General features: G+C 45.7%; 4 protein-coding genes. All 4 read right to left on the reverse strand.

Annotation, left to right across the window (positions count from 1 at the left end; all coding sequences use genetic code 11):
* The coding region (locus B2633_RS07225; protein WP_483169930.1) for a type 2 periplasmic-binding domain-containing protein at positions 1–1,026 on the reverse strand (1,026 nt) is incomplete at its 3' end.
* 115 nt (positions 1,027–1,141) lie between these two features.
* A complete protein-coding gene (locus tag B2633_RS07230; RefSeq protein ID WP_483169931.1) occupies positions 1,142–2,056 on the reverse strand; it encodes a carbohydrate ABC transporter permease in 915 nt (304 codons plus the stop codon).
* A 22-nt stretch (positions 2,057–2,078) separates the two neighbouring features.
* Positions 2,079–3,044, reverse strand: coding sequence for an ABC transporter permease (locus B2633_RS07235; RefSeq protein WP_483169932.1), 966 nt, complete (start codon positions 3,042–3,044; stop codon positions 2,079–2,081).
* A gap of 99 nt (positions 3,045–3,143) precedes the next feature.
* Positions 3,144–5,489: a glycoside hydrolase family 2 TIM barrel-domain containing protein gene (locus B2633_RS07240; RefSeq protein WP_483169933.1), complete on the reverse strand. Its 2,346-nt coding sequence runs from the start codon at positions 5,487–5,489 to the stop codon at positions 3,144–3,146.
* Positions 5,490–6,322: the final 833 nt, after the last annotated feature.

A 6,322-nucleotide genomic window follows, 5' to 3' on the forward strand; every position in this document is an offset into this window, starting at 1 on the left:
AAGAGGAACCATTTCAAAGCCCTGCCCTTTTTGCATGTGATCGAGAGTATTGAACTGCGCTTCCCCGTTGTATGACCAGAATCCAAGAAGCAACTGCCCATTCTGATATTTCGTCCCTACCGTACTAAAGTCCTCCGACGCGGAGTCTGGGTCCAGCAGCCCTTTCTTATTTAAGTCATATAAAAATTTCAGCGTTTTCAGGTAGTAAGAATTTTCGTCAAGGATACTCCTCACCTGAGTAGCATCGGTGTTATACTCGCACAGATTCTGATACTGATATCCAAACAGAGGACCGATACTGGTTCCTGCGTTCATCAGATAGTAATCCCAATCCTTGAACAGGGCCATGGCATAAGTCTTTTTCCCATTTTCATCCTTCGGATTCTGTTTCTGCATCGACACCATCATGTTAACGACATCGTCCATACTGTTTAGCTGCGGATATCCCAGCTTCTCATAATAATCCCATCTGGTATATAATCCATAAAGGGTATCGCCTCTCTTGGGGACATTCGTAGGCGAAAGTGTTGATATCTCGTCCGGAATAATATAAACATGCGAACCGGTTTTATAATAATCCTGATCCTTTTTAATAGCCTTTGAAAATTGTTCCAGATTTTTGCCATAGTCTTTAAGCAAATTTCTGGTGTTCATGTCATAGAACAGCCCGGCTTTCAAGGTTTTTGTAATCTTATCCTGGCTAATCATGACAATATCACCGAGGTCACCTGCCGAACTTCTTGTCTCATACAGCGTGTCTCCGCCGCCCGCGACATTCGGTGCAATAATGTTGAGCGTAACATTAAATTTGTCTTTGAGTAATTTGCCTGCCCAGCCTTTCAGTTCACCCTGATAGTTTGCCTGGGTGGAAAAGACCGTGAGGGTTACGGCTTTCCCGTCGTCTGTCAGGCTTGACGCTGCGTTTGCAGAGGAAGTGCTGTCTGTCTTCGAGGCACAACCGGCAAACGAAGAAGAGCAAATTGCTGCCGCTAACAACAACGCGGCGATACTGCGCGACTTTTTCATTAAAATACCTCCCTGATACATTATTTATTTTATTTCAGTACCGCTTACAGAATTTCTTCCACCTCCCTAGAAACCCTATAAACGATTTGCTGACACAATAATAGGAAACCGTGACTCAGCCCTTAATTGCACCAATCATAATACCTTTTGTAAAGTACTTTTGAAAGAACGGATAGACAAACAGAATTGGCAGCACTACGATCATGGTAACCGTCATCTTTATGGAAGTGGGCGTTATGGCTGTAACCGCGTTTGTTATGGACTCTGCCGTATTATTCCCCGATACCTGCTTGACCATTGAAGCGAGAGAATTCGCCTGATTAATATAGGTATACAGAATATACTGAAGCGTATACAGATGAGAATCCGTGATGTAAATCAGAGTGTCACTAAAGGAATTCCACTGCCCAACCGCCGAAAAAATAGCAATTGTTGCAATAATCGGCTTGATAAGCGGAAATACAATTTTAGAAAAAACCGTCATGACGCCGGCACCGTCTATTTCTGCCGCTTCCTCCAGCGAGGGGGGCAAAGACTCAATATACGTCTTTACAAGGATAACATTAAAGGGTCCAACAATGGCAGGAAGAACATAGACAAGAAAATTATTGGTCAGGCCGAGCATTCTAAAAGTCATAAACTGTGGAATCAGGCCGGCGTTAAAATACATGGTCAAAACAACGAACCTGTACCAGAATTTTTTATGCCACATGTCTTTGGTAAATAAAAAGCCAAGCACTGCCGAGCCAAAAACCGCTGCAATGGTTCCAATAACCGTTCTTAAAACCGACACAATTGCCGCCGTACCCAAACCGCTTAATTGAAAAACGCGCAGATAATTCGAGAAATGTATTTGCTGAGGATAAAATATAATCTGCCCGTTCGCACTCAAATCATTTGAGCTGATTGTGTTAATAAAAATATAGTAAAAAGGGTAGACACAAATCAGCGTTATAAGGATAAACACGGTATAATTAATGATGTTGAATACGACATCGCCTTTTGATCTGCGCTTTACCACATTAATCATTTCCATAACCTCCGTTTATACCTTAAATCACTGTCGAGCCACGGATACACTTTGACGCCCGGTTTGCCAAAGTAAGCAAAACAATACTGACAAACGACTTCAAAATACCGATTGCGGTGGCAAGTGAGAAACTTGACGATCCAATGCCCAAATTATAAACGTAAAGATCCAAAACCTGAATATGCTCCTGGTTAAACGAGTTCTGGAACACATAATACTGGTCAAAACCGTTATTTAGAAAATTGGCAATGCTCAGCACCAGCAATACAAAGTAAGTCGGAAGAAGTTCGGGAAGTGTAATGTTCCATATCATCCTGAAACGCCCCGCTCCGTCAACGGCCGCCGCTTCATACAGTTCCTGGTCAATCCCGGCAATTGCCGCCATGTACAGGATGGCGCCCCAGCCTGTGCCTTTCCACATTCCCCATAAAGTCATGGCAAGCCATGTATGATTATCTTGAGCCAGCCAATTTATATTACTTGGAATGATGTTCATAGACGTCAGCAAATTGTTGATGGGCCCATTGTAAGAAAAGAGCGCATATGCAATAGAATATACTAAAACCCATGAAATGAAATTTGGCAGAGTCGTGCACGTCTGTATCACCTTTCTGACTTTGCCGGACTTGATCTCAGTAAGGAAAATGGCAAAGACCATCGGCACCCATGACGTCAGAATGCCAAGGCCGCTGATTGCAAACGTATTGCGCAGAACATTCAGAATCGTTTTTACCTGGACTGTATTTGAGACCAAATACTGGAACCAATGCAGTCCAGCAAAGGTGCACTGGCTCAATTTTAACGGCGGCTCGTAGTAATAAAACGCATACAGCCACCCGTAAAGAGGCAAATAGGCAAACAGAAAAACGAGGCAAAGAAACGGCAAAGCGATTAAAAACAACTTGAACCTTTCTTTCTGCTTACCAGAATGCCATGACGATATTTTTTTAACGTTTGGTTCTGAATTGGCTTTTGCACTGTTACTCAACACTGACCCTCCCCGTTAAAATTTGAATTGATCTAATATTACACATCCTCTGAATGTCATTTGTTTCTTTGATTTTCTTCCGATCCACAGCGCCGATTTTCAATGTACGCGTATGGTAACGCTGGAAGCCGGAATTCCATCCGACACGGCAGTTAAAACAATATCTCCGGCTTTTCCATCCGCCCTTATAACCACCATCGCACGTCCCTGGTAAGCCTTACGCACATTTCCTACATACATTTCTTCGCTGACGGGATTTCCGCTGCCAACTGCCAGCAGGCTGCCAACTCCGCAAACGGAAAAATGAATTTCGTTGTCCGCATTTCCCACGATGTTTCCCTGTGTGTCCTCCAGTTCCACCGTGACATAGGACAAATCCCCGAATTGTTCTTTCAGTGAGTCTCGATCCGGTGTCAGCCGAATCGCTGCGGGCTTCCCCGCGGTTTTCAGCACGGAGCGCGAGGCTTCGCTGCCCGAACGATACCCTACCGCCAAAAGGGTGCCCGGCTCGTAATTCAGTTCATATGTAGCCGTATACCCATTTTCTTTACCCGCAGGTTTTCGTCCCAGGGTTTTACCGTTTAGAAACAGCTCCACCTTATCGTCTTCGCTGTATACTTCAACCACTGTCGGTTTGCCTTCAAATCCCGGCCACGTCCAAGACGAAACTACGTCCTGCCAGCCCCAATAGGAGGCCTTTGCGGTTTTTCCATGATTTTCAGGTTTATATACGGCGATGTACGGAGCTTTCGAAATTCCCCAGACACAGTCCCGGTAATACGACTGCGGCCTTTTAAAACCACAGATGTCGATATCGCCGCAAAAAGCCTGATGCCACGGATACTCGCCCGGTGAGCAGGAGTCCTCCTCATAATTGGTGCCACCGATTCCGGCTTCACCAAGATAGTCCATGCTGGTCCAATAAAAATCACCGATAACATTCGGGTATTGATCAGCCGTTTCCCAGTACTTAAATGAGTCGCCAAGAAAACTTTCCGTACCGCATATAACCCGATTCGGATACTTTTCCGCGTCTTTCCCGTAACGTTCCAGCAGGTAATTATAGCCGACAACATCCAGCGGCTCCGCAAACTTCTCCGTAGTTTCTCCCCATAGATCAAAATCTTTGGAAAGCGCATCCATATCGATATTAAGCGGGGAAAACCCTAAAGAAGGAGCCGGCCAGCAAATAGCATTTGTTACCGCGCGGGTATTATCCAGCGAGCGCACATAATCCGCAAGTTTTTTGGCATAATCGTAGCCCTCCGACCGGCCGTCTCTTTCGGGAATTTCATTTCCCGTTGACCACAGGATCACACTGGGATGGTTGCGGTCACGCAGCACCATCGATGCCATATCGCGTTTCCACCAGTCGTTAAAATACAAATGATAATCGTACGGATTTTTGCTTTCACGCCAGCAGTCAAACGCTTCGTCAAGGACCAGCATGCCGAGACGGTCGCAGGCATCCAAAAAGCTGGAAGAAGGCGGGTTGTGGGCACACCGGACCGCATTGAAACCGTTTGCTTTAAGCAGTTCTGCTTTGCGCTCCTCCGCACGGGCATAAGAAGCCGCCCCAAGAATTCCGCAGTCGTGATGAACATTGCCACCCTTCAGTTTCATCGAAACTCCGTTAAGGCGAAAACCGTTTTGGGAATCAAAAGAAATTGAGCGAATCCCAACAGGTGTTTCTGCTGTATCAATAACTGCGCTGTCCTTTATTATTTCGCTCTTTAATGTATAAAGATACGGGTCTTCCGTTGACCAGAGACAAACCGGTGAAATGGAAATATTCTGTTCTGCCGTTCCTTCAGAATTCCCCGCAACCTGCAGCTCAGTTTCACCGGAAGCCACGGCGGCACCGCACGCATCCAGAAGAGTGGAGCGCACCCGAACGGCTGCACTTTCCGTTCCACTGTTCTCCACCTCTGTTTTGACAAGAATTTTTGAGGAATGCACAGAAACTTCCGGCGCTGTGACATAGACGCCCCACGGCTTCACATGAAGGCTTTCCCCCACCATAATCCAAACGGGGCGATATATTCCAGAACCACTGTACCAACGGGAATTCGGCAAAGCATTATTATTCACCTGAACAGTGATCACATTTTCTTTTCCATATTTCAGAAAAGGCGTCAGGTTGCAGTGAAAACTCGTGTAACCATACGGGTGCTGCGCTACGATTTGATCGTTCAGCCTGACGGTCGCGTTCATGTACACGCCTTCAAATTCAAGGATAACTTTTTTACCCTTCCATTCCGGCGGAACAGCCAGTGTTTTGCTGTATTCCGCTTCACCGCCGGGGAAAAATCCGGTGCCGCGCCCTCCCGGGGTCTTCGGGTCTCTTTTTTGCAGAATGCTGAAATCATGCGGTAAATCCACCATGCCGCAAGGCAGCCGGGAAGATTGAAATCTCCACTGACGATTCATATCTTGACGTTTCATGGTTCCATGTTCTCCTTTATTGTTCCCCGGCTTCATTTCTCCGGTTATTTGGCTTTGTGCAAAAATCAATTTAGTGCCTAAGATATTGCGAAACGTTTTATGATTCCGAAGCTACCGATTTTGGTCTAATTTATCACTGAAAAATATCACTGAAAAGCATAAAAGTAGTCATATAGATAAATTAAATTCAGCGTTTTACTAAAATATGGGATATATTTTTTGCACATGTTTGCATATATAACGAAACGTTTTGTTTAAGGTAAGCATATACCGCCCAGCTGGATTTGTCAATACAAAACAAGAAAATTTCCGAAACGCCCAATTAAATATTAACCATAACCAGTAATGGCCCTATCCCCTTTACGGGCAGTCAAAAACATTTTGTTCCCTGTGTGATGATTAAAAACGATGCCAGACAATAGCCCTTCCCGTCTGTTTCAATAGTCACCCCCCCGGCAAAGCCGAGGGTTCTTCATATGCGGGCAAAGCCCTGTTTTACTGGCTGCGCCTCAAGGCGCTCCGGGCTTTCTTACGCTTGCAACAATCTTTCACACCCCCTGCCCCCTCCCGCACACAAAACAAGGTAAAAATCGAAAGCATTTTGGTGCGGAAGGGAATCAATACGGGAGAGGGCTGCGCCCCCTCCCTGCCAAATTCCTTCTCGTTTCATGGAAGCTGCCTATTTTTGCTTTGAAACCAAAGCGGAAGGATTGTGAGTAAGGTTTAGCCCGCATTTTTGGTCACCACTAAAGCTTTTTTGAACTCCCGGCACAGCCGGGAGTTTTCGTACTACAATAAAGCCGCCGCATGGTTATAACCCGGCGGCGGCAGAT

It is taken from the genome of Syntrophomonas sp. UBA1041, from assembly GCF_002316705.1.
Classification (GTDB): Bacteria; Bacillota; Syntrophomonadia; order Syntrophomonadales; family Syntrophomonadaceae; genus DTU019.

Coding starts and splice junctions, on each gene's coding strand:
- B2633_RS07230 (WP_483169931.1), bottom strand. CDS start 2,056: ATGATTAATGTGGTAAAGCGCAGATCAAAAGGCGATGTCGTATTCAAC.
- B2633_RS07240 (WP_483169933.1), bottom strand. CDS start 5,489: ATGAAACGTCAAGATATGAATCGTCAGTGGAGATTTCAATCTTCCCGG.